The following is a 24,629-nucleotide window of genomic DNA, read 5'->3' on the forward strand; positions in this document are numbered from 1 at the left end:
GTAGACGTGGGCAACACCTTGTCCGGGTCGTCCTCGGGCGGTGCCGTGCAGGCCGGGGTGGTGCACGGGGACATCACATTCCACAACGCACCGTCCACTCCGCCTCCGGTTCCACGTCAATTGTTGGCCGCACCGGTGCATTTCACCGACCGCACGGTGGAATTGGCCGGACTGGACGCGGCGCTGACCGCGAGCAGGCAGGACGGATCGCGAATGTTCGCGGTGTTGAGCGGTCCGGGCGGCGTCGGCAAAACGGCGCTCGCGCTGCACTGGGCGCACAGCGCGCGGGACCTGTTCACCGACGGCCAGCTCTACGTCGACCTCGCCGGCTTCAGCGGGTCCAGCCCGGTGCCGCCCGAGGACGCGCTCGGCCTGTTCCTGCGCAGCCTCGGCGTGCCGTCCCGGGAGGTGCCGGTCGAGATCGCCGAACAGGCCGCCCTCTACCGCTCCCTGACCGCGGACATGAAAGTGCTGGTCCTCCTCGACAACGCCTACTCGGCCGCCCAGGTGCGCCCGCTCGCGCCGAACTCGCCGTCCAGCGCGGTGCTGGTGACCAGTCGCAACCGGCTCACCGGCCTGGTGGCCGAGGGCGCACGGCTGGTCGACGTCGCCCCGCTCGGCAGGTCGTCCGCGGTGCGGCTGCTGGCCAAGGTCGTGGGGAGCAAGCGGATCACCGACGAGCCGGAACGGGCGGAAGCGCTGGTCGGCATGTGCGGCGGCCTGCCCATCGCGGTCCGGGTGGCCGCCGCCAGGTTGGCCAGTCGTCCCCAGTGGTCGGTGCGGAAGGTGCTCGCCGAGCTGACCGACGAGCGCAGCCGGTTGTCGATGCTGTCGGCCGCGGAGCTGTCCGTGCAGACGACCTTCGACCTGTCCTACCGCGCGCTCCGACCGACAGCCGCCGCGCTCTACCGCCGGCTCTCGCTGCACCCCGGCCAGGAGTTCGGCGCCTCGGTGGCGGCAGCGGTCCTGGAGGACGCCTCCCCCGCGGTGTTGGAGGACCTGGTGGACGGGAGCCTGGTCGAGTCGGTCGGCGAGAGCAGGTACCGGTTCCACGACCTCCTGCGGCTGCACGCCCGGAGCAAAGCCGACTCAGAGGACGACGTGGACGAGCGGGCGCGGGCCGTGCGGCGGATGGTGGAGTGGTACCTGAGCGGCGCGATGGCGGCCGACCTCGTCGTGACGCCGCACCGGCAGCGGCTGGGGTACGAGTTCCTGGCCCCGCCCGAGGACGTGCCGGTGCTCGCCGACCGCGAGTCGGCCTTGGCGTGGTTGGAAGAGGAACGGCAGAACCTGATCACGTGCGGACGGGTCGCCGAGGAACGCGGCTGGTGGCACCTCGCCTGGCAGCTGTCCGACGTGCTGTGGCCGCTTCTGCTGCACCACAAGCACTACCGGGACCGACTGGAGATCGACCGGCGCGGGGTCGACGTCGCACGGAAGTGGGGCGACCGGTTCGCCGAGGCCGTCATGCTCAGGCGGCTGGGCATGGTGTGCACCACGGTGGGCCGGTTCGCCGAGGCCGAGGAGCACCTGCGCGCTTCGGCCGCGGTCGCCGAGGAGACCGGTGACCGGCGGGGTGCGGCAGACGCGGGGGAGGCGCTGGCGGTGCTGCACATGGCCCGTGGACGGCTCGCCGAAGCCGCCCGCCTGTTCGAGCGGTTGGCCGAGGTCAACCGGGAACTGGGAGCCAGGCGGAGCCTCGGCCTCACGCTGATCAACCTCGGCCGCGCGCTGACCGGGCTCGGCCGCAGCGAAGCGGCGCTGGAGGCACTGCGCGAGGCGACCGCCTTGTTCGGCGATCTGGAGCCACCGGACCCGTACAACCAGGCGCGAGTCGTGGTGGCCGAGGCGGCGGCGTACCTGCGTGCGGACGACCTCGAGTCGGCCGACAGCACGGCACGCGGCGCGTTGGAGGCGCTGAGCGCGCTCGGCTCCAAGCAGGGGATGGCGGAGTCACGTCACCTGCTCGCGGAGTCCGCCGAGCGGCAGGGGAACGCTGGGCAAGCCGCAGAGCACTGGGAACAGGCCCTGCGGCTCTACACCGACATCGGGTCCTCGAAGGCCGACGACATCGCTCGACGATTACGCGGCCTGGAGCACGACCCCGAGCCACCCGCACGGGACGGCTGACCGGCGTGCCCGGTGGTCCGCGCACCACACCGGCAGCCCACGACGGTGCAACGCGCTCAGGTCGAGTCGGGCCACGTGCCACGCGTACAGCGACTCGACCGCCGATCGCACGACCGCGTCGACGTCGAGGCAGCGCGCGTCCGTGGTCACGGGCGTCAGCTCGACCACGTGGCCGAGTTCGGTCCGCACCACCAGTCCGTCCGCCGACACGGCGACGGCCAACGCGGCGAACGGGTTGTCCTGCAGGAGCACCGCGGACACCCCGATCGCACTCCCACCGGACGCTTCACGCACGACGACGTCGGCCAGGCCGTCGGACCTGGTCGTCCACCGCACCACCGGTTCGGTCATCGCGGCTCTCCCGGTGTCGGGACGGGCGGCACGGCGCGGTGCCGTCCCGGCTCGGGGATGTCGAGCAGCCCGTACATCACCCGGCGCAGCTCGGCCGACGACCGGCCGGGCTGCGACGTCAGCCGCTCACGTACGGCATCGCCCAGCTCCGCGGCGCGCGCTGCGGCTTCCGAGAACTGTTGCCGCATGGGCCTTCCCGGCCGATACCGCGGCGCGGTGCGCCGCAACAGCTCCTGCGCCGACCCGGCAGAAGTGGCGATCCGGACCGGTGCGTCGACCAGCACCACCGGACGCCCGATGGCCGCCGCGTACACGCCCACCGAGCCGTGGTCCGCCACCACGTGGTCGGCGGCGATCAACGCGGCCCGCCAGTCCACGTGCGGACCGACCACCACCAGCCCCGCGTCCCGGCACTCCGCGAGCCACGCGTCCACCTGCCTGCGGCCGTGGCCGAACCACGCCGACGGGTGGACCAGCGCCACAACGCGGAACCCTTGCGGTGTCAGCTCTTCGAGCAGGGTCGGCACCAGGTCCTCGAACCGGGCGAACAACGAGTCCAGACCCCACGTGGAGCTGACCACCACGACCTGCTGCCCCGGTTCGGCGCCCAGCGCGGCCCGGTACCTGTCGCGGTGCGGCAGGCTCGCCACCAACCGGTCGTAGCACGGGTCGCCCGCCACGACCGCCACGTCGAGAGCCTGTGGGCACTGCCGGCGCAGCACCTCCCGCTCGTCCTCGTGGGCGAGCACCAACGCGCTCGCCAGCACGCGGCCGTTGTGCAGCAGCCGTTGCGCGTCCAACCCGTAGACCACCGGCTCCCCACCGGTGGTGAAGGACTTGCCGTACCCCGCGCCGTGCGGCAACAGGACCAGCGGCGCGTGCACCTCGTGCAGTCCGCCGTAGGCCGCCGCGACGGCCAGGTCGAACTTCTCCCGCGCAACCAGCTCCCACGGCAGCACGAGACCGCCGGTCGACTTCAGGAAGTCGGCCACTCCGTTGGCGAAGACATCGGGCGCCTGCGTGAAGACGACCTGCACCCTCGTGTCGGTCTCGATCAGCTCCACCGCCTCCAGCAGGCGTTGCCCGCTGGTGACCGTGTGCACCACGGCGAGCACCGATAGGTACCCGGCGCGGCTGACCCACTGCGGTGCGTCGAGCCCGATCGGCACCCGCGACCACTCCGTACGTGTCATGCACTCTCCCCCTCGCGCTCCGACCCTGGGAGAAGAGTGACGGCCCGGTTTGCCGGGAACTTGCAGTCCGCTTGCACCCCGCCGATCGCAGTCCGGCCACATGGGCAATTCGGACGAAAACGTGGAAAGAGACTGTGGAAGTGTCTCCAGTTGAAGCAGACTGTAGACACGGGCAGGTTGACCAGCGAAAGGGTGGCGCTGGTGGAGTTCAAGATCATCGGTAAGACGCGATTACACGTCGATGGGAATGATTACGACCTCGGTCCGGCCAAACACCGCAGCGTGCTCACAATGCTGCTGTACCACTTTCCGCGGTCGGTGCAAGTGGACATGATTGCGCAAGTTCTGTGGCCGGCTAGCACGTCCGACCAGGTGCGACGCAACCTGCAACCGATCATCAGCCGGTTGCGCTCGATTCTGGCCAAATCCGGGACAGGCGGATTCATCCGGAAGGAGGGCAACGCCTACCGGCTCGACTTGGAACCGCCGGGGGTGATCGACTACCATCGTTTCCGCAAATTGGCGGAAGAGGGCCGAATGGCCGCCGGCAGGGGTGACCACCTAACAGCCAAAGCCCTCCTCCGGGAGGCTCTGTCGCTGTGGAACGGTCGACCGTTGCAGGAGTTGGAAGGGGCTTGGGCAGACCATTGCCGTGACCAGATGGAGGCATTCGACCGGATGCCCGCCTTTCACACGCTGCTGGACAGCCAGCACCAGCTCGGCGAGCACCTGGAGGTCATGGCGGAAGCCGGGAGGCTCAACGCGACCCAGGCCCCGGACGAGGCGTTCGCAGGTCTGTACATGCGTTCTCTGGACGCCTTGGGGCGCTACTCCGCGGCCCTCGACTTCTACGGTGTGTTCCGCCGGCGGCTGGTCGAGCACGTCGGCGCTGAGCCGGGGCCGGAACTGCGGGATCTCTACCGGTCGATCCTGCGCAAGCAGGACAGCACGGCGTCTCCCGAGGTCGTGGCGCCGCACCAGGTGCCGTTGCCGGGCCGGAACTTCATCGGTCGGGAGGATCTGCTCGCCGAACTCGACGCATTGCTGGACGGTGGCGATCAGGGTCGGGTGGTCGCGCTGCACGGGATGCCGAGCGTGGGCAAGAGCCAACTGGCGCTGAAATGGGCCGCGCGGCACCTCGAACGGTTCCCGGACGGCAACCTGTACCTGGAGCTGCACGGCGCCGGGCCGGGAACGCCGATGGCGCCCGACGACGTGCTGGCGTTCCTGCTGCGGTCCTTGGACGTTGCACGAATACCGGCCACCGGCGTGGAGCGGCAGCGGGAACTGCGCCGGATCCTCGGCCGGCGGAAGATGTTGGTCCTGCTCGACGACGCGCAGGAGAGCGCCCAGGTGCGGCCGGTGTTGGCGGCGACCTCCAGCTGCCTCACCATCATCACCAGCCGCACCCGGTTGATGGGTCTGAACATCCTCGACCACGTCGACCTGAAGCTGGTGCCGCCACTGTCCACGGCGGAGTCGGTCGCGCTGCTGCGCAATGAGATCGGCCACCAGCGGTCGGACCGGACACCGGAGGCGCTGAGGGACTTGGCGGACTTGGTGGACGGCTTGCCCTTGGCGCTGAGGATCATCGCGCAACAAGTCGCCCACCGGCCGGGCACACCGGTCGGGGAGCTGGTCGCCGAGTTCCGCGACCAGGACGGACTCGGCGTGCTCGGATCCGTCTACGACAGCGACGACGCAAGCGCAACGCTGCCCGTCGCGTTCTCGTGGTCGTTCCGCTACCTGCCCGAAGGCACGGCGCGGATGTTCCGGTTGCTGGGACTGCACCCGACCGCCGAGTTCGGCCTCGACGCGGCGGTCGCGCTCCTGGGTGAGTCGGAAGACGTCGTGAGCGGCCACTTGAGCGCGCTCGTGCGGAGCAACCTCCTGGAGTACGGCCGTGCGCCCCGGAGGTTCCGCCTGCACGACACGCTGCACGGGTACGCCGAACACCTCGTGCGCCGGGACGAGCCCGCGCAGGCTCGCAGAGACGCGATGTCACACCTGCTGGACTGGTACTTGGCCTCGTGCGAGGTCGCGGCGCACCTCCTCGATCCGCAAACGTCGCCGGTGCCGCCGTTGCCCGGCATGTCCCCGAACGCGGTCCGGTTGACCGATGAGGCCGAGGCGTTGGCCTGGCTCACCCGGCACAGGTCGATCCTGATCGCTTGCGTGCCCCAGTCCGTGCGTCTCGGCTTCAACGAACACGCATGGCGTCTCTCGGCGAACTTCCACGAGGCTTTCGACCGGTCGTCGACGTTCGAGGACCTGCTTGTCGCCCACCGGGCGGCACTCAAAGCGGCCAGTGCGCTTCGCGACCCGGAGGCGTTGAGCGGCACGTACAGCAATATCGGTATGGCCTTATACCGGTTGCGCAGGCTCACCGAGGCGCGCGAGCACTTCGAGGCCGGGATGGCTATCGCGCAGACCGCCGGGCTCCGTGAGATCCAGCTGATCTGCGCGCACAACGTCGCCAGCACACTGGTCGAGTCGGGTGAGATCGCAGCCGCTATCAAACTATACCGGGAAACGCTGGAGTCCGTGCGTGAAATGGGCTACCGGGATGGGGAGGCTTATGCGCTGGACCAGTTGGCGAACGCTTATCGGAAGATAGAGCGCGACGATCTCGCACTCGACCACCACTACGCTGCCCTCGCCATTCGGCGATCCATCGGCCACGTCCGCGGCGAAGCGATAACGTTGACCGAACTCGGCAAACTGCACCACGAGCGGGGAGAGCACGAGGCCGCTCTGAATCGGCTGCGGGAAGCGCTTGCGGTGCACCCCCTCGGGGACCAGAGCCGGAGCGGCGAGGCGTTGGTGACCCTCACCGAAGTGGAGTACGACCTCGGCCGGTTCGGCGAGGCGATCGCCCACGCCGAGCAGGCTGTGGCGTTGTGCGCGGCCATAGGCGCACGTCACGACCTCGGCCGTGCGCTGCACCTCTGGGGGCATGCGCTCGTCGCTCTCGGAAACGTCGAAGAGGCCGAGGAGCGGTGGCACCGTGCCGTCGATGTGCTGCGTGAGGTGGCCGAGGTCGAGACGGCCGTGCTGCTTGATCACCTGTCGGACCTGAAAAGGGTTCGCGACTCCATCCCCGCGCCCCGGACAACCAGTCCGGACTTAAGTTCGTCGCCCTCGAAGGAGGTTACAGAACGTAATCCCTGAGTGGGACTTCCGGCACGTTCGAGTGAAAATTCGCCAACTTAACAAAGATCAAACCTGATGCCCGTCCTGCTGTGGCTTCACGGACGAGCGATCGATACCCACTGGAGTGGGAGGGGTCGCTCGCGGGACCGCCGGGGCGAGGTGCTTAGATTTGGCATGCCCCAAAGCACCGCCATCGCCAAAGCAGTCCGGCCTGCGGTCGTCGCGGCGGTCGCGGCCATAGCGCTGATCGGTGGCCCTGCCCGGGCGAACGCCGAGCCGGACACTTCCCGTGTCGAGTCGGTGGCCCAGGCGCTCCCCGACGTCGGAATCGGCCGTACGGCAGTCGGAATCAACTGGCCAGGACGCATCAATTCCGCGAACTGGTTCACGACTCTGGGCAGAGTCACCGGGTGGTGGCCCACCCTGCATTTCCTTCGCGTCGTGGCGGACCCGGAGCTGTCGATTCTCGAATGACCTGCCGAAGGCGGTCAGCGCGAAGTCGTGGCACGGTTCAGCGGCACGGTGACCCGGAAGGTCGTGCCGACGCCCTTGGTCGATCTCACGTCGACCTGCCCGCCGTGCGCGACCACCACCGACTCCACGATCGACAACCCGAGTCCGGCGCCACCACCGTCCCTGGCGCGCGCCGCGTCGGTCCGGAAGAAGCGCTCGAAAACCCGCGCGCGGTCATCGGGTTCCAGACCTGGACCGGTGTCCGCCACTTCGATCACCGCGTCTTCCCCCTCCGCGCGCACCCGCACCGTGGCCGACGATCCCGGCGGGGTGTGTTGCAGCACGTTGGACAGGAGGTTCGCCAGCACCTGGCGCAGTCGGCCGGTGTCGCCGAACACCACCACGGCGCCGTCCTGATCGACGCGCAGTGAACGTCCTGGCGCCCTGGCCGCCGCGTCGGCGACCGCGTCGGCGGCCAGCGCGGTCAGGTCCACGTGCTCGCGGTCGGCTGCCAGCCCCTGGTCGAGCCGGGCGAGCAGCAGCAGTTCGTCCACGAGCGTGCCCATCCGCTTGGCCTCGGACTCGATCCGGCTGGTGACCTTGGCCAAGTCGCCCGGACGTTCCGCCGCGCCGCGGTGGAACAGCTCGGCGTAGCCGCGGATCGTGGCGATGGGCGTGCGCAGCTCGTGGGACGCGTCGGCGATGAAGCGCCGCAACCGCGCCTCGGACGCCTCCTTGTCCCGGAACGCGGACTCGACCTGCCCGAGCATCGCGTTCAACGCCACGCCGAGCCTGCCGATCTCCGTTCCCTCCCGCTCGACCGGCACGCGCCGGGAGAGGTCGCCGGAGCCGATCTTGTCCGCGGTCGCCGCGATGTCGTCGAGCGGGCGCAGGCCGCGTTTGACCGCGAACGCGGATGCCGCGATCACCGCCAGCACGGTGCCGATGCTGGAGATGATCGCCACGCGAGCCACCCGGCTGGTCAGCTCGGCGTACTCCTGGGCGTGCAACTGCTCGGCCCGCATGCCGATCTCGGAGAACCGGGGGCCGTACTCGTCGGTGTCCCAGTCCTGCAGCGCACCGAACGTCGCGCCGACCGCCAGCCCGACCCCCAACGCGGAGAGGGCGCTGACGATCAGGATCAGCCTGGCCCGCAACGACATCAGGACCCACCTCGGCGCATGACGTAGCCGACCCGCGGGATGGTGTGGATCAGCGGCGGTTCGAAGACGTCCACCTTCCGCCGCAAGTACGAGATGTAGGTCTGGACGACCGCGTCGCTGCCGCCGAAGTCGTAGTTCCACACGTGGTCGAGGATCTGCTTCTTGGACAGCACCTTGCCCGCGTTGGCCGCCAGGTAGCGCAGCAGCTTGAACTCGGTCGGCGTCAGGTCGATCGCCCGACCGTGGCGGTGCACCGTGTAGGCGTCGTCGTCGATCTCCAGGTCGGCGAAGGCGACCCTGGTGGCCGTCCCGCCGGGCTTGGTCCGGCGCAGCACCGCGCGCACCCGGACCACCAGCTCCTCGAGGCTGAACGGCTTGGTCACGTAGTCGTCACCGCCGGCGGTCAGCCCGACGATCTTGTCCTCGGTGGCGTCGCGGGCGGTCAGGAACACCACCGGCGTGTCGTGCCCCGCCTGCCGCAGCCTGGCGCAGGTGTCGATGCCGGAACCGTCCGGCAGCATCACGTCCAGCACGATGAGGTCCGGTGCGAACGCGGCCACTTGTCGGACCGCCTCGGCACTGGTCCCGGCCGTCGCCGTGGCGAAGCCCTCGTACCGCAGCGCGGTGGCCACCAGGTCGGCGAGGTAGTTCTCGTCGTCGACCACGAGGACCCGTGTCGGCTGTTGTGTCACCCGGTCAGTCTGGCCGAGCCGGAACCGGATTGTTCTGTGAGTTCTCTGTGACAGGGGATTGCCGGCGGCGTCGAAGGGCGGTGGAAGATCGCGCTGCTGCACTGGGTCGCATGGAAAAGCTGTCGATCTTCACGCTGGCGCACCGGCGAGTGGTGGTCGTGATCACGGTGGCGCTCGCGCTGGCGGGCGGTGGCGCGCTCGCCTTGCTGCTGCCGAACGTCTCCGAGCAGTACGAAGCACCCGGACTCCCGGCCTACGACGCGAACAGCCGGATCGTGGACGCGTACGGCACCGGTGGCCGGGAGCGCCCGTACGTCCCGGTGATCACCCTGCCGGAAGGCGTCTCCGTCGACAGCCCGGGAGTGGCCGCGGCGTTGACGCGAATGTTCGACGCCGTGGAGCGGGACGCGCACGCGCGCGTCGCGTCGTACGTGAACACCGGAGACCGGCGGTTCGTCGGCGAGGGCGGCCGGGTCACCTACGCGCTGGTGTTCGGGAACCCGGTGGAGCAGGGCGGTATCCCGGGCAGCGCGCTCGGCGAGGGGGCCGAGTTGGACGGGCTCGTCGACGCGGCCATCCGCCCGCACCTGCCGCCAGGGGCGTCGCTGCGGATCACCGGTCTGGATCAGCTCGCCACCGGCGAGGACACCGGCGGGCTGAACGTGCCGGTCAAGCTGCTGGTCACGCTCATGGCCGCGATCCTCGTGCTGGCCTGGGTCTTCCGGTCGAAGCTGGCATTCGTGCCGCTGCTGATCGCGCTCGTCGCGATCCCGGTCTCCTACCTCGGCGTGCTGGTGATGAGCCTGTTCACCGACATCCACGAGACCACCGTGACGATGGCGCCGCTCTTCGGGATCGGCATCGCCATCGACTACGCGCTGATCATGGTGACCCGCTGGCGCGAGCAGCGGGCCGGTGGCGCGGACCCCGACGCGGCGGTGCACCAGGCCATGGCCACCGCGGGGAAGGCCATCGTGCTCTCCGGCCTGGTGGTCGCGGCCGGCCTGCTGACCATGGTGGTGCTGCCCATCCCGTTCCTGCGCAGTCTCGGCCTCGGCGGAATGGTGGTCACGGCGGCCGGCGCCCTGGTGTCGCTGACGTTGTTGCCGATCGTGCTGGCCCGCACCGGCAGGCGTCTCGACCGCGCGCACGTCGCCCGGGGCGCGGACCGGGACGCCGACGCCAGTCGCATGTGGACCTCGTGGGCGCGGAGGGTCGTGCGACACCGCGGGATCGCCGCCGCCGGTGCGATCGCGGTCCTGGGGACGCTGGCGGTCGTCGCGCTGGGGATCAACACCAACGTCCCGGTCACCGCGAACCTGGACCACGACGGTCCGGGGCACGACGGGCTCGTCGCGCTGACCTCGGTCGGCATCCCGTCCGGAACGCTCTACGCGTTCGACGTCCACGTGCCGCCGGGCACCAGCCCGGACTCGGTCGTCGCCGCCGTCGCCGCGCTGCCCGGCATCCACACCGTCGCCGCGCCCACCGGGCAGGCGTGGCGGCGGGACGGCTCCGCGGTCATCACCGTGCTGCCGGTCGACGACGGCGGCACGGAGGCGGGCCGGCGCACCGTCGAGCGGGTGGTCGACGCGGTGCCGGACGGTGTCGGCGTCGGCGGGTACACGGCCCAGCAGATGGACTTCGCGGACGTCACCTACGGCGCTTTCGGCTGGATGCTGGCCGTGCTGTCGATCGTTTCCTACCTCATGCTGGCGCGCGCGTTCCGCTCGCTGTTGTTGCCGCTGAAGGCGGTTGTGATGAACCTGCTGTCACTCGGCGCGGTGATCGGCTCGATGGTCGTGCTGTGGCAGTGGGGCTGGGGCACCGAGGCACTGCTCGGAATCCAGCCCGACGGCGTGATCGGCACGTTCCTGCCGGTGACGATCTTCGCGTTCCTGTTCGGGCTGTCCATGGACTACGAGGTGTTCATCCTCGCCCGCATGCGCGAGGAGTACGACCGGACCGGCGACACCGAGCAGGCGGTGATCCGGGGGATCGGGCGGACCGGCCGGCTGGTCACGGCCGCGGCGGCCATCCTGTTCTTCTCCTTCGCCGCGATGGCGAGCGGCGGTGAACTGGACGTGGCGATGTTCGCCTCCGGGATGGCGCTGGGAATCTTCCTGGACGCGACGGTGATCCGCTCGGTCCTGGTGCCGGCGACCGTGGCGATGATGGGCGATTGGAACTGGTGGCTGCCCGGGTGGGCCGCCAAGGTGCTCCGGGTGGAACCCTCACCACTGCGGAGCGGGAGAACTCCGGTGCACGCACCGCGGTGAATGCGGCACCCGAATTGCCGGCGGGCACTGACGGGAAATAAAAAAAGAACCAGGCCGGTGGCAATACCGGCCTGGTTCCTTATTGTGCGCCGCCAGGGACTCGAACCCCGAACCCGCTGATTAAGAGTCAGCTGCTCTGCCAGTTGAGCTAGCGGCGCTCGGACTCTCTTGCTCTGTCCGACGCGAAGAACATTAGCACAGCGTCTGACTCAGCTCCCAATCGCCTGGTCAGGGTGGGTGTGCCGCCCTGGTGCAGGGGGAACTTCGCCTTGGTAACGATCCAGCATCCTGGGCAACATCGTCAACCCTCGGAGCGTCCCCTAGTCAGGGGACACCAGTAGACCCCCTGCAATCGGGTGGTCTGGGTGTGCAGGGACGAACCGGAGGACGGGATGCACCGCAAGCGGGGGGCGCGTGGAGCGCTGGGGTTGGTCGCGATCGGGTTGGTTGCGATGTTGGTCACAAGTTGCTCGACCGGCTCGGCGTCCACCGAGGGCGCCGCCGGCGAGACCACGACCACCACTTCGTCCACGCCGCCGCCGAAACCCGTGGCGTTGACCACCGGCCCGGCGGACGCGGCGGTCGACGTGGCGCCGGGCGTGCCGGTCGTGGCCACGGCCACGGACGGCAAGCTCACCCAGGTGACGTTGACCAACCCGGAGGGCGTGGCCGTCGCGGGGCAGTTGACGCCCGACGGCACGCAGTGGACGAACACCGAGCCGCTGGGCTACCAGAAGACGTACACGCTGTCCGTGACGGGCGTGGGCACGGACGGGAACACCGTCACCAAGACGTCCAGCTTCACCACCGTCAAGCCGCGGACGTTGACCTACCTCTCGGTCAACCCGCAGGACGGCACCACGGTCGGCGTCGGCCAGCCGCTCGCGTTCTACTTCGACGAGCCGATCGCGGACAAGGCCGCCGCCGAGGCGATGATCTCGATCACCCCGGAGCCGCGCGTCGAGGGCGCCTTCTACTGGTACGACGAGAAGACCGTGCACTGGCGCCCGCAGCACTACTGGACGCCCGGCACGAAGATCACCATCAACGCGAAGATCTACGGCAAGCACGTCGGCAACGGCATCTACGGCGAGGAAGACCGCCTCATCACCACCACGATCGGCGACTCGGTCATCCACGAGGCGGACGGTCAGACGCACCAGGTGGTCACCAAGGTCAACGGCCAGGTCGTGCGCACCATGCCGACCTCGATGGGCGACGCGCAGAACCCCACGCCCACGGGCACCTACGTGCTCACCGAGAAGCACGCCCACATGGTGATGGACTCCCGCACGTACGGCCTGTCGCTGGAGGCGGGTGGCTACGTGACGCCGGTGGACTGGGCGTACCGGATGTCGAACTCCGGGATCTTCTTCCACAGCGCGCCGTGGTCGATCGGCGACCAGGGCCACCGCAACGTGAGCCACGGCTGCCTGAACCTGTCCCCGGAGAACGCCAAGTGGGTGTTCGACAACTCCAAGCCGGGCGACGTCGTGATCGTCACCAACTCCGGCGGCCCGGCACTGCAGTTCTGGGACGGCTTCGGCGACTGGCAGGTCCCGTGGGACCAGTGGGTCAAGGGCAACCGCTAGCCGCTACACGTCCGTGACACGACCCGCCGCCACCACCAGGCGGCGGGTCGTCCGCACGGCGTCCAGCATCCGCCGGTCGTGGGTGACCAGCAGCAGGGTGCCGGTGTACGAGTCGAGGGCGGACTCCAGCTGTTCGATCGCGGGCAGGTCCAAGTGGTTCGTGGGCTCGTCCAGGACCAGCAGGTTCACCCCGCGCGCCTGGAGCAGCGCCAACGCCGCACGCGTCCGTTCACCGGGGGAGAGGGACGCCGCCGGTCGCACCACGTGCGCCGCCTTCAGCCCGAACTTCGCCAACAACGTCCGCACGTCGGCCGGCACCAGGTCCGGCACGGCGGCCCCGAACGCGTCCAGCAACGGCTCGTCACCCAGGAACAGGCCCCGTGCCTGGTCGATCTCGCCCACGACCACACCGGAGCCCAGCGCCGACGACCCCGAGGCCAACGGCACCCGGCCGAGCAGCGCCCCCAGCAACGTCGACTTGCCCGAGCCGTTCGCGCCGGTGATCGCGATCCGGTCCGCCCAGTCCACCTGGAGGTCCACCGGCCCCAGCGTGAACGACCCGCGCGTCACCACCGCCGCCCGCAGCACCGCCACCACCGAACCGGACCGGGGCGCGGCGGCGATCTCCATCCGCAGGTCCCACTCCTTGCGCGGCTCCTCGACGACGTCCAGCCGCTCGATCAGGCGCTCGGTCTGCCTGGCCTTCGACGCCTGCTTCTCGGTCGCCTCGGTGCGGAACTTGCGCCCCGACTTGTCGTTGTCGGGGGCCTTGCGCCGGGCGTTCTTCACGCCCTTCTCCATCCACGCCCGCTGCGCCCGCGCCCGCTCCTCCAGCGAAGCCTTCGTCGACGCGAACTCGTCGTAGTCGTCCCGAGCGTGCTTGCGGGCGATCTCCCGCTCCTCCAGGTACGACTCGTACCCGCCGCCGTAGGACCGCACCTGCTGCTGCGCCAGGTCCAGCTCCACCACCCGCGTCACCGTGCGGGACAGGAACTCGCGGTCGTGGGAGACCAGCACGGTGCCCGCGCGCAGCCCCGTCACGAACCGCTCCAGCCGCGCCAGGCCGTCCAGGTCGAGGTCGTTGGTCGGCTCGTCCAGCAGGAACACGTCGTACCGGCTCAGCAGCAACGACGCCATGCTCGCCCGCGCCGCCTGACCGCCGGACAGCGCCGTCATCGGCAGGTCCAGCGACACCTCCAGCCCCAGGTCGGCCGCCACCTCCAGGGACCGCTCCTCCAGGTCCGCGCCGCCCAGCGCCAGCCACCGCTCCAACGCCTCGGAGTAGCCGTCGTCGCCGGAGCCCGTGGCCAACGCCTCGGTGGCCCGGTCCAGCTCGACCTGGGCGTCCGCCACGCCCGTGCGGCGGGCCAGGAACGCGCGCACCGTCTCGCCCGGCCGCCGGTCCGGCTCCTGCGGCAGGTGGCCGACGGTCGCGGTGGTCGGGGAGAGGCGGATCACACCCCGTTCGGCGGGCAGCAGCCCGGCCAGCGTCCGCAGCAGCGTCGACTTGCCCGCGCCGTTCGCCCCGACCAGCCCGATCACGTCACCGGGCGCGACCACCAGGTCCAGACCTTCGAACAGCACGCGGTCGCCGTGCCCGGCGGCCAGGTCCTTCGCGACGAGTGTGGCGCTCATGACAACTCCGCAGGGCACAGTAGGAGGCAAGTGGCACAGCAGGGGACAAAAAGAAGACGCCCCTCGACAAGGCTGTCGAGGGGCGTTCCGCTTGGGGTGAGTGACGGGACTTGAACCCGCGACACCTGGGATCACAACCCAGTGCTCTGCCAGCTGAGCTACACCCACCAAGACCGGCTGACCCGGCGGAAGAGAGCATACAGTGCCCTGCCTCCAGGTCTGAAACCGCCCCTAGTCGACCCGGTCGGCGGCCAGCAGTTCGGCGGCCACGGCCTGCGCCTGCTCCGACGTCGGCCCCGGCGGCGCGACGAACGCCGTCCGCCGGTAGTACGCCAGCTCCCGGATGGACTCCCGGATGTCGGCGAGCGCGCGGTGCGCCAGGCCCTTGCCGGGCTGTGCGTAGTAGATGCGCGGGTACCAGCGCCGGCACAGCTCCTTGATCGACGACACGTCGACCATGCGGTAGTGCAGGTGGGCGTCGAGTTCGGGCATGTCACGGGCGATGAACCCGCGGTCGGTGGCGATCGAGTTGCCCGCCAGCGGAGCGGTGCGCGGGTCCGGGACCCACTCCTTGATGTACGCCAGCACCTGCGCCTCGGCGTCGGCGAGAGTCACCGCGGACCGCCGGACCTCCTCGGTCAGCCCCGACTTGGCGTGCATCTGCATGACGACGTCCGGCATCGAGTCGAGCGCGGTGTCGTCGGCGTGGATCACCACGTCGACACCGTCGCCGAGCACGTTCAGCTCCGCGTCCGTCACCAGCGCCGCGATCTCGATCAAGGCGTCCTTGCCCAGGTCGAGGCCCGTCATCTCGCAGTCGATCCACACCAAGCGATCCATCACGCGGGCGAGCCTAGTCGCCCGGTCCGGCGGGCCCGCCGTCGCTTCGGGTGGCGGCCCCTACCGATCTCATTACGCTCATCGCAATGACGGCCCAGAGCGATATCGCTGCCGGTTACGCCTCGGAGGGCGCGGCCATCGAACTCGGCGCGGTGCTGGTGGGCGGTGCGGTGGAGCCGACCGCGCGCGTGCGGCTCCCGTTGGCGACGCTGAACCGGCACGGGCTGGTGGCGGGGGCCACGGGAACCGGCAAGACGAAGACGTTGCAGCTGATCGCCGAGCAGCTGGCGGCGGCGGGTGTGCCGGTGGTGATGGCGGACGTGAAGGGCGACCTGTCCGGGCTGTCACGGCCGGGTGAGGGCGGTGACCGGATCACGTCCAGGGCCACCGAAACGGGTGACGACTGGCAGCCGCAGGCGTGCCCGGTGCAGTTCCTGTCCCTGGGCACGGGGGGCGTGGGCGTGCCGGTGCGGGCGACCGTGACGAGCTTCGGGCCGATCCTGCTGTCGAAGGTGCTGGGGCTCAACGACACGCAGGAGTCCACGCTCGGCCTGATCTTCCACTGGGCCGACGCCCGCGGCCTGCCGTTGCTGGACATCAAGGACCTCCGATCGGTGATCACGCACCTCACCGGTGACGAGGGCAAGCAGGACCTGAAGGGCCTGGGCGGCGTCTCGTCGGCCACGGCGGGGGTGATCCTGCGGTCGTTGGTGAACCTCGAGGCGCAGGGCGGCGACACGTTCTTCGGCGAGCCGGAGCTGGACCCGCGCGACCTGATGCGCGTCACGGACGGCAAGGGCGTGGTGTCGCTGCTGGAGCTGGCCGACCTGCGGTCCCGGCCCGCGTTGTTCTCCACGTTCCTGATGTGGTTGCTGGCGGAGCTGTTCGAGGTGCTGCCCGAGGAGGGCGACCTCGACCAGCCGAAACTGGTGTTCTTCTTCGACGAGGCGCACCTGCTGTTCGCGGACGCGTCGAAGGCGTTCCTGGAGCGGATCACCCAGACGGTGAAGCTGATCCGGTCCAAGGGGGTGGGCGTGTTCTTCTGCACGCAGCTGCCGACGGACGTGCCGAACGCGGTGCTGTCGCAGTTGGGCGCACGGGTGCAGCACGCGCTGCGGGCGTTCACGCCGGAGGACCAGGCGGCGTTGGCCAAGACGGTGAAGACGTACCCGACGACGCCGCACTACGAGCTGGACGAGGTGTTGACCTCGCTGGGGATCGGCGAGGCCGTGGTGACGGTGCTGAGCGAGAAGGGCGCGCCGACGCCGGTGGCGTGGACCAGGCTGCGCGCGCCGCGGTCCTTGATGGACACCATCGGGGCGGACGCGATCAAGCAGGCCGCCGCGTCGTCCGAGCTGCACGGGAAGTACTCGGGGACGGTCGACCGCGAGTCGGCGTACGAGAAGCTGGCGGCCGGGGTGGCGCCCCCTGCCGGTGAAGCGGGACGGGAGGAGGCGCCCCGGCCGAAGCCCGAGCGTGCCGAGCCCGGTGTGGTGCGGCAGGTGCTCGGGAACACGGCGGTCAAGTCGTTCCTGCGATCAGCCGCGAGCGCCCTCGGTCGTGAGATCACGCGTGGGCTCTTCGGGATCTCCCGGAAACGCCGGTGAGCGCTTGACCTTCATGGACAGGAACGCGGCGCCGATGCTGAGCACGCCGGCGACGTACCAGGCGGGCGCGTAGTCGCCGAAGTGGTCGCGGGTGAGGCCGGCTGCGGTGGCGGCGATGGCGGCGCCGATCTGGTGGGAGGCGAAGACCCAGCCGAACACGACCGGCGCAGACAGGCCGAAGACCTCCCGGCACAGCGCGACGGTCGGTGGCACGGTGGCGACCCAGTCCAGGCCGTAGAAGACGATGAACACCAGCATCGACGGCTGCACCGAGTCGTGGAACAACTGCGGCAGGACGAGCAGGGACGCGCCCCGCAGCACGTAGTACACGGCGAGCAGGAGCCGCGGGTCGACCTTGTCGGTGAGCCAGCCGGACAGCACCGTGCCGACGACGTCGAAGACGCCGACCATGGCGAGCAGGCCGGCCGCGGCGGTGGTGGGCATGCCGTGGTCGTGGGCGGCGGGGATGAAGTGGGTGCCGACCAGGCCGTTGGTGGTGGCGCCGCAGATGGCGAACCCGGCGGCGAGGAACCAGAACGGCCCGGTGCGGGCGGCGCCGGTCAGGGCGCTGATGGCACGTCGGGCCGAGCCGCCGGACGTCGGCGGCACGGGCACGACCTCGTCACCGCCGTAGGGCGGCACGCCCAGGTCGGCGGGGTGCTCGCGGAGGAACAGCAGCACCAGCGGCACGACCGCGAGGGCCGCGAACGACACCATCAGCGACGCCGCGCGCCAGCCGGACCACTCGGACAGCGCGGCCACCGCCGGCAGGAACACCAGCTGACCGGTCGCGCCGCCCGCCGTGAGCACCCCCGTCACCAGACCCCGGCGCTTCACGAACCAGCGGCCGGTGATGGTGGCGACGAACGCCAGCGCCATCGACCCGGTGCCCAAGCCCACCAGCACGCCCCAGAACAGCACCAGCTCCCACACCGTCGTCATGAACACGGTCAACCCGCTGCCCACCGCGACCAGCGTCAACGCGGACGCCACGACCTTGCGCACGCCGAGGCGCTCCATCAGCGCGGCGGCGAACGGCGCGGTCAGCCCGAACAGCATCAGGTTGACCGACACGGCCAGCCCGATGGTGCCGGTGGACCAGCCGAACTCGCTCCGCAGCGGTTCGATCAACGCGCCCGGGGTGGCCCGGAACGCCGCCGCGCCGACCAGCGCGATGAACGCGACGCCGGCGACCACCCATGCCCAGTTCTGCTTGCTGCGAATCACGCCGGTAAGCGTCGGTGATCACCCGGACCGGACGAAAGTGGCTCAATGGCCATCATGTGCAAGAATCCGGCCATGGACCGCCGTCACCAGGTCGCCGTGCTCGCGCTGGACGAGGTCGTGACGTTCGACCTCGGCACGCCGACGCAGATCTTCAACGCCGCCCGCGACGAGGACGATCGGCGGTTCTACCGGGTCCGCATCTGCACGCCGGACGGCCCGGTGCGCACGTCGGCGGACTTCACCCTCGTCCCCGACCACGGCCTGGAGCTGCTGGTCGAAGCGGACACGGTGGTCGTGGCGGGCGTGCACTACGGCGCGCGGGTGCTGGAGGACGGCACGCTGGAGCCGCCGGTGCTGGAAGCCCTGCGCGCGGCGGCGGACCGGGGCGCGCGGATGATGTCGATCTGCACGGGCGCGTTCGTGCTGGCCGCCGCCGGTCTGCTGGACGGCCGCCGGGCCACCACGCACTGGGCGCACGCCGACAACTTCCGCGCGCTGTTCCCGGAGGTCGACCTCGACCCGGACGTGCTGTTCATGGACGAGGGCGACGTCCTCACGTCGGCCGGCGTCGGCGCGGGCGTGGACCTCTGCCTGCACGTCGTCCGGCACGACCACGGCAGCCGGATCGCCAACCTCGCCGCCCGCCGGTGCGTCGTGCCGCCGTGGCGGCCGGGTGGCCAGTCGCAGTACATCGTCCGCCCGATCCCGGACGAAGCCGACACGTCCACCGCCCCGGCCCGCGCGTGGGCGTTGGAACACCTCGACGAGCCGCTGGAACTGCGCGCCCTGGCCGCCCACGTGCGGATGAGCGTGCGCACGTTCACCCGCCGGTTCCGCGAGGAGACGAGTGTGAGCCCGGCGAAGTGGATCACGCAGCAGCGCGTCGAGCGGGCCCGTCACCTGCTGGAGACGACCGACCTGCCCGTCGACCAGGTGGCCCGGCGGTCCGGTTTCGGCACGGGCGCGGCGCTGCGGCAGCAGATGAGCGCGACGCTCGGCGTGGCGCCCAGCGTCTACCGCACCACGTTCCGCTCGGTGGTCTAGCGCTCCAGGAACGGCCGCAACAAACCGGGCACCGCCTCGTCGGCCAGCACCAGCCCGTCCGCCTCCCCCACGTCGATCACGTGGTACGCCCCGTCACCGGCGGCGGTGGTGGCGGAGATCGTGACCAGGCCCGCGCGGCGCTGGAAGAACGAGCGTGAGACGCGCCAGCCGATGATGCCGGTGCGTTGCAGCGCAACGGTTTCCCGGATCGCCGATCCCGCGCGGGCGAGCAGGTAGCGCTCGGTCAGCGCGTGGCCGAGCGAGCGGTAGCGGTCCCAGCCCAGTGCGGCGGAGAACGGCACCAGCGCCAGCACCACCTGCCAGGTCCAGCTCGGCGCGAACCACGGCAGCACCGCCGCGAGCACCAGCAACGGCACCACGGCGCGCACCATCCGGCGGCGCAGCGCGGCCACGGGATGGCGGCGCAGCGGGGTCCGCGTCGGCGACTCGGCCTGCCGCAGCACCTCCGCCGACACGTGGTGGGCTTCGGCGACCGGCGCGGGCGGCAGCAGGAGGTTGCTCTCGCCCTTGCGACCCAGGCCGGTGGTCACGGTCTTGGCGTGCGCGCCGCGCCCGGCCCGCAGCAGCAGCGGTTCGACCAGCTCGACGCCCCGGAGTCGTTGCTCCGCAACGGAAACCGAGCGCGTGGTGAGCAGCCCGCGACGCACCCGGACGGTGTCGTCCGGCTCACGGGTCAGCTGGTAGCCCCAGAACTGCACGACGTACACCAGCACCGAGCCGAGGACGGCGACCACCAGCACCACACCCGCGAACAGCGCGACGGTCAACGCGATCGGCTGCTCCACGACCCAGTGGGCGGCCTCCGTCATCGGGTCCAGCACCTCGATGTCCAGCTCCCGCGCGAAGTTCATCACGAAGCCGAACAGCGCACCGGCCGCCACCAGACCGGACAGCGTCAACGGCGCGTACCGCAGCCACCGGTTGTCCCACTTGGACAGCACGGCGCCCGGTCGTTCCTCGACGGCCTCGGTCGGCGTCTCCGCCTTCGCGATGGTGAGCAGCAGCACGCGCAGCCGCTCCGCCTCGGCCGACGACACCGCGTCCAGCGTCAGGCCGTCCTCACCGGGTTGGTCGCGCTGCCCGGTGCCGACCCGGATCGCGGACAGCCCGAACAGCCGGTGCCCGAGCTTCGCGGTGAGGTCGACGGTCCTGATCCGGTCGCGCGGCACTGCCAGGCGCTTGCGCACGAACAGGCCGGTGTGCAGCTCGACCTGCTCCGTGGTGATCCGGTACCGGGTGGTGATCCAGCGCAGCAGGCCGAACACCACGATCGCCACGATCACGCCGCCGCTGGCCAGGAACCGCCACGTCTCGCCCTTGCCGAGCACCAGCAGGCCGATGAACAGCGGGATCAGGCCCACCATCTCGTTCAGCGGGCGGACGACGAGCATGCGCACGTCCAGCCGGTGCCAGTCCACCACCGGCTCGACGTACTCGGGCGCGGAGGGCAGTTCGGGGGTCATGTGGCGTCGCCCGGAGTGGCCTGGGTGGTGGTGGTCAGCTCGTCCGCCAGCCGCACCGCCTCATCGTGGTCCAGGCCCTCGATGGACACGGGACCTGCCGCCGACGCGGTGGTCACGGTGACGGTGGACAGGCCGAGCAGCTGTTGCAGCGGGCCGCGCTTGGTGTCCACGGTCTGGATGCGCGAGACGGGCGCGATGCGCCACTCCTGGTTCAGCCAGCCGGCCAGCGTGTACACCGCGTCCGGGGTGGCCTCCCAGCGGTGCACCCGGTACCGCCATCGCGGCATCACCAGCGTGTGCGCGGTCCCGACCACCAGGGTCGCGATCGCGGCGGTGACCTGCAGCGGGGTAGCGGCGAAGATCAGGACGACGGCTTGCGGCACCAGCAGCACCGTCCACCCGATCAACGCGTGCAGGGTCCAGAGGGTGATCGACTTGCGGCTCACCTGGTGCCGCGGCGCACGCAGGCGCAACACTTCGCTGCTCACGCCGTCCACTGTGCCTCAAGCCCGGCGCCGCGTGCGGGGGAGCCCCGACCCTGAGAACTGCGTCACGACCGCACGGCACGCCTCACGGCTGGATCATGTACGGCGCCTGGAAGGCCTCGGCCACGACGCTCTCGCCCTGGACGGCGACAGCGGCGACGGGCACGCCCACGACGACCGCGAGACCGGCGCAGACGGCCAGCGCGGCCAAGATCTTGTGCAGGGAGTGCACAACCATCGTCGAACTCCGTTCATTCGTAGCGGCTCTCGTCGGCAGGGGGGAGCCGGGTCCGGTCCGCAGCGGACGCCCGGAGGCGTCCAAGCGGAGCATGGCACACAGGGGTCATCACGGTCATCACCCCACTTGTGACTAGGCCAACCAGGCGATACCTCCTGGAGCGGTCACCCCGGGCCGCCCTGCCACTACCGTCAACGAGCCCGGCGACGGGAGGTGACTGGGCTGTTCGGAGGCAGTCACGGCAGGTCCCGCTTCAGCACCTTCCCCGTCTCGTTGCGCGGCAGGGTGTCGAGGAACACGACCTCGCGCGGCACGGAGAACTTCGCCAGGTTGGCGCGCACGTGCTCACGCACCGCGTCCTCGTCCGGCACCCCCGGCTCCTCGCGCACCACGTACGCGGCGAGCCGTTGGCCGAACTGCTCGTCCGGCACGCCCACCACGGCCACTTCACGCACCCCGGCCAGACCCGAGAGCAGGTCCTCGACCTCGAGCGGGTAGACGTTCTCGCCGCCGGAGACGATCATCTCGTCGTCCCGGCCGGCCACGAACAGCAGGCCGGAGTGGTCTCGGTAGCCGACGTCACCGGTCGACATCAGGCCGTCGCGGACCTCTTTGCCGGCGCCGTCGGTGTAGCCGTCGAACAGCATCTCGTTGGCCACGAAGATCCGGCCGGTGGCGCCCGCGGGCACCGCACGGCCCTCGTCGTCCAGGATTTCCAGCCGGGTGCCGAACGGCGGCCGACCGGCGGTGTCCGGGTGCCGGGCCAACTCGTCCGGCCGGGCGATGCTCACCCAGGACACCTCGGTGGAGCCGTACAGGTTGTAGAGGACCGGTCCGAGGTCCCGCAGGCACCGCCGCGCCACCGCCGGCGGCAACGCCGAGCCGCTGGACGCGACGACGCGCAGGCCCGGCAGGCGTTCGCCCAGGTCGAGGAGGCGTTGCAGCATCACGGGAACGACGAACAGCGCGTCGCAGCGGTGTTCGCGCGCGTCGGCGGCGGTCAGCGCCGGGTCGAACCTGCGGCGCAGCACCAGGGTCGCGCCGAGCACCAGTCCGATCTGGACCGCGGCCAGGCCCCACGTGTGGAACAGCGGCGCCGCCACGGAGAACCGGTCACCGGCTCTCAGCGGGATCCGGGACAGCAACGCGGCCGCGGGCGTGAGGCTGGCCGGTTCCGGTCGCCGGGCGCCCTTGGGCGCGCCCGTGGTGCCCGAGGTCAGCACGATCATCCGGCCGCGCGGCGGACGTCCGGGCAGTGGCGTGGCGGGCGAGCCGGTGATCAGCTCTTCCAGCGTCCTGCTCTTGGTGGCGCCGTCCACCCACGCCATCACGCGGCGGACCTTGCGCGGCGCGTGGGCCAGCAGGCCGCGGAACTCGGTGTCGGCGACGACCACGGTCACGTCCTGCTCGCGCAGCACGGTCGCGATCTGGCCCGCGCTCAACCCCGTGTTGAGCAGCACGCTGTCCGCGCCGAGCTTCCCGCACGCGGTCACCGTCTCCAGGAAACCGCGGTGGTTGCGGCACAGCACCGCGACCTTCGACCCGGCCCGCACGCCGAGGTCGTGCAGCCCGTGCGCCAGCCGGGTGGTGCGTTCGTCCACGTCGGCGTAGGTGAGCGTGCCGCCGTCGTCGATGATCGCGGGTCGGTCCGGGTGCCGGGCGGCTCCGGTCGCGAAGCCGAACGCGAGCGTGAGGCCCCACTTCAGGTAGGCGTCCAGCACGCCGAGCAAGCGCACCGGCCCCATCGGGCGCACGACACCGACGCGAACCAGCGTCGCCACCGCGCGCAGCACTCCCACCACTCGGTTCAAGGCCGTCGCGCCGATGCCGGAGTAGGTAGTCACGTCCCGATCCTCGCACTACCTACCCGTCAGTAGGAAGACTGTGGGCGGGACTCAGTGCTCCGGTGTGCCCGACGCGTTCACGACGGCGTCGCGCAGAGCCGCCCGCAGGCGGCCCACCTCTAACGGGGTCAGGACGGCCGCCTCACCCGGCGGCACCGTCACCACGACGTGCCCCTGGCTGACGAAAACCGTCATGTCGCGGCGACGTGACGCGATGTCGCGGCACGAGATCTGCCACTCCTTGCCAGTGTTCACGGCCCCCAACCTCCCACTGTCTCGACCTGGGGCGCTCGGGCCAATCCGGGCGCTCATGAGGTGGAGACGCACGCGGGCTGGTGCCATGACGGGAGAATTCCCACCGGGCGACCGTGCCGAGCTATCGATAGCGTCGCACGCGGTAGTCACTCCAGTCACCTGGAAGGGCGTGAAAATGGCTGAACGGCAACGGATCGTGATAATCGGATCGGGCCTGGCCGGTGCCTCCGCCGCGGGAGCGTTGCGGGAACGAGGCTACACCGGTGACGTGGTCGTCTTCGGCCGGGAAGCGCACCAGCCGTACGAACTCCCCGCGCTGTCCAAGGAGTTGTTGCTCGGCGACACCGACTCGCCACACCCCGTGCGCGAGCCTGAATTCTACGAAAAGGGCCGAATCGAGCTGCGGTCGATTCGACCGGTGCAACGCATTCGTACGATCGGCTGATCCTGGCGACCGGCTCGACACCGCGTCGGTTGGCCGTCCCGGGTGGAGAGCTGCCAGGTCTGCGCACGTTGCGCACCGTCGACGACTCGCTGCCGTTGCACGCGGCGTTGACAGATGGCGCGGAAGTGGTCGTCGTCGGCGCGGGGTGGATCGGCTGCGAGGTGGCCGCCGCGGCACGGCGCACCGGTGACCGTGGTCGACCCGGTCGACCTGCCGCTGCGCCGCGTCCTGGGGCCGCGGATGGGGGAGGTGTTCCGCGACCTGCACTGCGCACGTCCGCGCCGGACGTCTTCGCGGTCGGAGACATCGCCGCGCACGACCACCCCCGCTACGGGCGACGGGTCCCGGTCGAGCACTGGGCGAACGCCAAGGGACCGGGGCGCGCACGTGGCGGGCACGGTGCTGGGAGGGCACGAGCCGTACGTGACCTCGCCGTACTTCTTCACCGACCAGTACGACCTGGGCATGCACCCAGAGGCAAACTTGGCCCAGAGGCAAACTTGGCCCAGAGGCGGACCT

19 protein-coding genes, 2 tRNA genes and 1 pseudogene are annotated in these 24,629 nt (G+C 70.5%); 8 read left to right on the top strand and 14 right to left on the bottom strand.

Annotation, left to right across the window (positions count from 1 at the left end; all coding sequences use genetic code 11):
• The first annotated feature begins 156 nt into the window (after positions 1–156).
• The gene (locus ACRAKI_RS06005) at positions 157–2,130 is read left to right on the top strand and encodes a tetratricopeptide repeat protein (protein ID WP_447006047.1); all 1,974 of its coding nucleotides are present in this window, start codon (positions 157–159) and stop codon (positions 2,128–2,130) included.
• On the opposite strand, the gene ACRAKI_RS06010 is transcribed toward ACRAKI_RS06005, so the two are convergent.
• Together ACRAKI_RS06010 and ACRAKI_RS06015 are read right to left on the bottom strand one after the other, a co-directional pair.
• Positions 2,083–2,481, bottom strand: coding sequence for a hypothetical protein (locus ACRAKI_RS06010; RefSeq protein WP_447006048.1), 399 nt, complete (start codon positions 2,479–2,481; stop codon positions 2,083–2,085). The genes ACRAKI_RS06005 and ACRAKI_RS06010 overlap by 48 nt on opposite strands.
• Complete coding sequence (locus ACRAKI_RS06015) at positions 2,478–3,674, bottom strand: hypothetical protein (RefSeq protein ID WP_447006049.1); 1,197 nt, start codon at positions 3,672–3,674, stop codon at positions 2,478–2,480. Before ACRAKI_RS06015 ends, ACRAKI_RS06010 begins: the two co-directional genes overlap by 4 nt.
• Before the next feature lie 201 nt (positions 3,675–3,875).
• On the opposite strand from ACRAKI_RS06015, the gene ACRAKI_RS06020 reads away from it, so the two are divergent.
• Positions 3,876–6,845, top strand: coding sequence for a tetratricopeptide repeat protein (locus ACRAKI_RS06020; RefSeq protein ID WP_447006050.1), 2,970 nt, complete (start codon positions 3,876–3,878; stop codon positions 6,843–6,845).
• Between the two features lie 156 nt (positions 6,846–7,001).
• Positions 7,002–7,301, top strand: a complete 300-nt coding sequence (locus ACRAKI_RS06025) for a hypothetical protein (protein WP_447006051.1) — start codon at positions 7,002–7,004, stop codon at positions 7,299–7,301.
• Positions 7,302–7,315: 14 nt separating this feature from the next.
• Here ACRAKI_RS06025 and ACRAKI_RS06030 read toward each other — a convergent pair whose 3' ends face one another.
• Positions 7,316–8,443: a sensor histidine kinase gene (locus ACRAKI_RS06030; RefSeq protein WP_447006052.1), complete on the bottom strand. Its 1,128-nt coding sequence runs from the start codon at positions 8,441–8,443 to the stop codon at positions 7,316–7,318.
• Positions 8,443–9,135 (bottom strand): response regulator transcription factor, encoded by a 693-nt coding sequence (locus tag ACRAKI_RS06035; RefSeq protein ID WP_447006053.1) that lies wholly within the window; start codon positions 9,133–9,135, stop codon positions 8,443–8,445. Before ACRAKI_RS06035 ends, ACRAKI_RS06030 begins: the two co-directional genes overlap by 1 nt.
• A 110-nt stretch (positions 9,136–9,245) precedes the next feature.
• Here ACRAKI_RS06035 and ACRAKI_RS06040 point away from each other — a divergent pair, with 110 nt between their 5' ends.
• On the top strand, positions 9,246–11,414 hold the full coding sequence (locus tag ACRAKI_RS06040; protein ID WP_447006054.1) for an MMPL family transporter: 2,169 nt from the start codon (positions 9,246–9,248) through the stop codon (positions 11,412–11,414).
• 85 nt (positions 11,415–11,499) lie between these two features.
• On the opposite strand, the gene ACRAKI_RS06045 is transcribed toward ACRAKI_RS06040, so the two are convergent.
• A tRNA-Lys gene (locus tag ACRAKI_RS06045) sits at positions 11,500–11,572 on the bottom strand.
• A 294-nt stretch (positions 11,573–11,866) separates the two neighbouring features.
• On the opposite strand from ACRAKI_RS06045, the gene ACRAKI_RS06050 reads away from it, so the two are divergent.
• Complete coding sequence (locus ACRAKI_RS06050; protein WP_447006055.1) at positions 11,867–13,006, top strand: L,D-transpeptidase; 1,140 nt, start codon at positions 11,867–11,869, stop codon at positions 13,004–13,006.
• Between the two features lie 3 nt (positions 13,007–13,009).
• On the opposite strand, the gene ACRAKI_RS06055 is transcribed toward ACRAKI_RS06050, so the two are convergent.
• The 3 genes from ACRAKI_RS06055 to orn all read right to left on the bottom strand — a co-directional run bounded on the left by ACRAKI_RS06055 (position 13,010) and on the right by orn (position 15,484).
• Positions 13,010–14,641 carry an ABC-F family ATP-binding cassette domain-containing protein gene (locus ACRAKI_RS06055; RefSeq protein WP_447006056.1) on the bottom strand — a complete coding sequence of 544 codons (1,632 nt, stop codon included), beginning with the start codon at positions 14,639–14,641 and terminating at the stop codon, positions 13,010–13,012.
• A 92-nt stretch (positions 14,642–14,733) separates the two neighbouring features.
• Positions 14,734–14,809, bottom strand: a tRNA-His gene (locus ACRAKI_RS06060).
• Positions 14,810–14,872: 63 nt separating this feature from the next.
• Positions 14,873–15,484 (bottom strand): oligoribonuclease, encoded by a 612-nt coding sequence (orn, locus tag ACRAKI_RS06065; protein ID WP_447006057.1) that lies wholly within the window; start codon positions 15,482–15,484, stop codon positions 14,873–14,875.
• 83 nt (positions 15,485–15,567) lie between these two features.
• Here orn and ACRAKI_RS06070 point away from each other — a divergent pair, with 83 nt between their 5' ends.
• A complete protein-coding gene (locus ACRAKI_RS06070; RefSeq protein WP_447006058.1) occupies positions 15,568–17,088 on the top strand; it encodes a helicase HerA-like domain-containing protein in 1,521 nt (506 codons plus the stop codon).
• Here ACRAKI_RS06070 and ACRAKI_RS06075 read toward each other — a convergent pair.
• Complete coding sequence (locus tag ACRAKI_RS06075) at positions 17,020–18,315, bottom strand: MFS transporter (RefSeq protein ID WP_447006059.1); 1,296 nt, start codon at positions 18,313–18,315, stop codon at positions 17,020–17,022. The genes ACRAKI_RS06070 and ACRAKI_RS06075 overlap by 69 nt on opposite strands.
• Positions 18,316–18,387: 72 nt before the next feature.
• Between ACRAKI_RS06075 and ACRAKI_RS06080 the strand changes: the two genes are divergently transcribed.
• Entirely contained in the window at positions 18,388–19,359 is a 972-nt protein-coding gene (locus ACRAKI_RS06080) for a GlxA family transcriptional regulator (protein ID WP_447006060.1), read from the top strand.
• Here the strand turns inward: ACRAKI_RS06080 and ACRAKI_RS06085 are convergent.
• From ACRAKI_RS06085 to ACRAKI_RS06105, 5 genes are all read right to left on the bottom strand, one after another.
• Positions 19,356–20,843: a PH domain-containing protein gene (locus ACRAKI_RS06085; RefSeq protein WP_447006061.1), complete on the bottom strand. Its 1,488-nt coding sequence runs from the start codon at positions 20,841–20,843 to the stop codon at positions 19,356–19,358. The two genes, ACRAKI_RS06080 and ACRAKI_RS06085, sit on opposite strands and share 4 nt — an antisense overlap.
• On the bottom strand, positions 20,840–21,331 hold the full coding sequence (locus ACRAKI_RS06090; RefSeq protein ID WP_447006062.1) for a PH domain-containing protein: 492 nt from the start codon (positions 21,329–21,331) through the stop codon (positions 20,840–20,842). Before ACRAKI_RS06090 ends, ACRAKI_RS06085 begins: the two co-directional genes overlap by 4 nt.
• An 82-nt stretch (positions 21,332–21,413) precedes the next feature.
• Entirely contained in the window at positions 21,414–21,566 is a 153-nt protein-coding gene (locus ACRAKI_RS06095; protein WP_447006063.1) for a hypothetical protein, read from the bottom strand.
• A 236-nt stretch (positions 21,567–21,802) separates the two neighbouring features.
• Entirely contained in the window at positions 21,803–23,410 is a 1,608-nt protein-coding gene (locus tag ACRAKI_RS06100; protein ID WP_447006064.1) for an AMP-binding protein, read from the bottom strand.
• A gap of 51 nt (positions 23,411–23,461) precedes the next feature.
• On the bottom strand, positions 23,462–23,665 hold the full coding sequence (locus ACRAKI_RS06105) for a hypothetical protein (RefSeq protein ID WP_033438385.1): 204 nt from the start codon (positions 23,663–23,665) through the stop codon (positions 23,462–23,464).
• A 175-nt stretch (positions 23,666–23,840) separates the two neighbouring features.
• Between ACRAKI_RS06105 and ACRAKI_RS06110 the strand changes: the two are divergent.
• Positions 23,841–24,575, top strand: a pseudogene (locus ACRAKI_RS06110) (FAD-dependent oxidoreductase); the annotation flags it as partial.
• Positions 24,576–24,629 lie beyond the last annotated feature (54 nt).

This window comes from Saccharothrix isguenensis (assembly GCF_052936305.1).

Coding starts and splice junctions, on each gene's coding strand:
- ACRAKI_RS06010 (WP_447006048.1), bottom strand. CDS start 2,481: ATGACCGAACCGGTGGTGCGGTGGACGACCAGGTCCGACGGCCTGGCC.
- ACRAKI_RS06015 (WP_447006049.1), bottom strand. CDS start 3,674: ATGACACGTACGGAGTGGTCGCGGGTGCCGATCGGGCTCGACGCACCG.
- ACRAKI_RS06025 (WP_447006051.1), top strand. CDS start 7,002: ATGCCCCAAAGCACCGCCATCGCCAAAGCAGTCCGGCCTGCGGTCGTC.
- ACRAKI_RS06030 (WP_447006052.1), bottom strand. CDS start 8,443: ATGTCGTTGCGGGCCAGGCTGATCCTGATCGTCAGCGCCCTCTCCGCG.
- ACRAKI_RS06040 (WP_447006054.1), top strand. CDS start 9,246: ATGGAAAAGCTGTCGATCTTCACGCTGGCGCACCGGCGAGTGGTGGTC.
- ACRAKI_RS06050 (WP_447006055.1), top strand. CDS start 11,867: ATGTTGGTCACAAGTTGCTCGACCGGCTCGGCGTCCACCGAGGGCGCC.
- ACRAKI_RS06055 (WP_447006056.1), bottom strand. CDS start 14,641: ATGAGCGCCACACTCGTCGCGAAGGACCTGGCCGCCGGGCACGGCGAC.
- ACRAKI_RS06070 (WP_447006058.1), top strand. CDS start 15,568: ATGACGGCCCAGAGCGATATCGCTGCCGGTTACGCCTCGGAGGGCGCG.
- ACRAKI_RS06080 (WP_447006060.1), top strand. CDS start 18,388: ATGGACCGCCGTCACCAGGTCGCCGTGCTCGCGCTGGACGAGGTCGTG.
- ACRAKI_RS06085 (WP_447006061.1), bottom strand. CDS start 20,843: ATGACCCCCGAACTGCCCTCCGCGCCCGAGTACGTCGAGCCGGTGGTG.
- ACRAKI_RS06095 (WP_447006063.1), bottom strand. CDS start 21,566: ATGGTTGTGCACTCCCTGCACAAGATCTTGGCCGCGCTGGCCGTCTGC.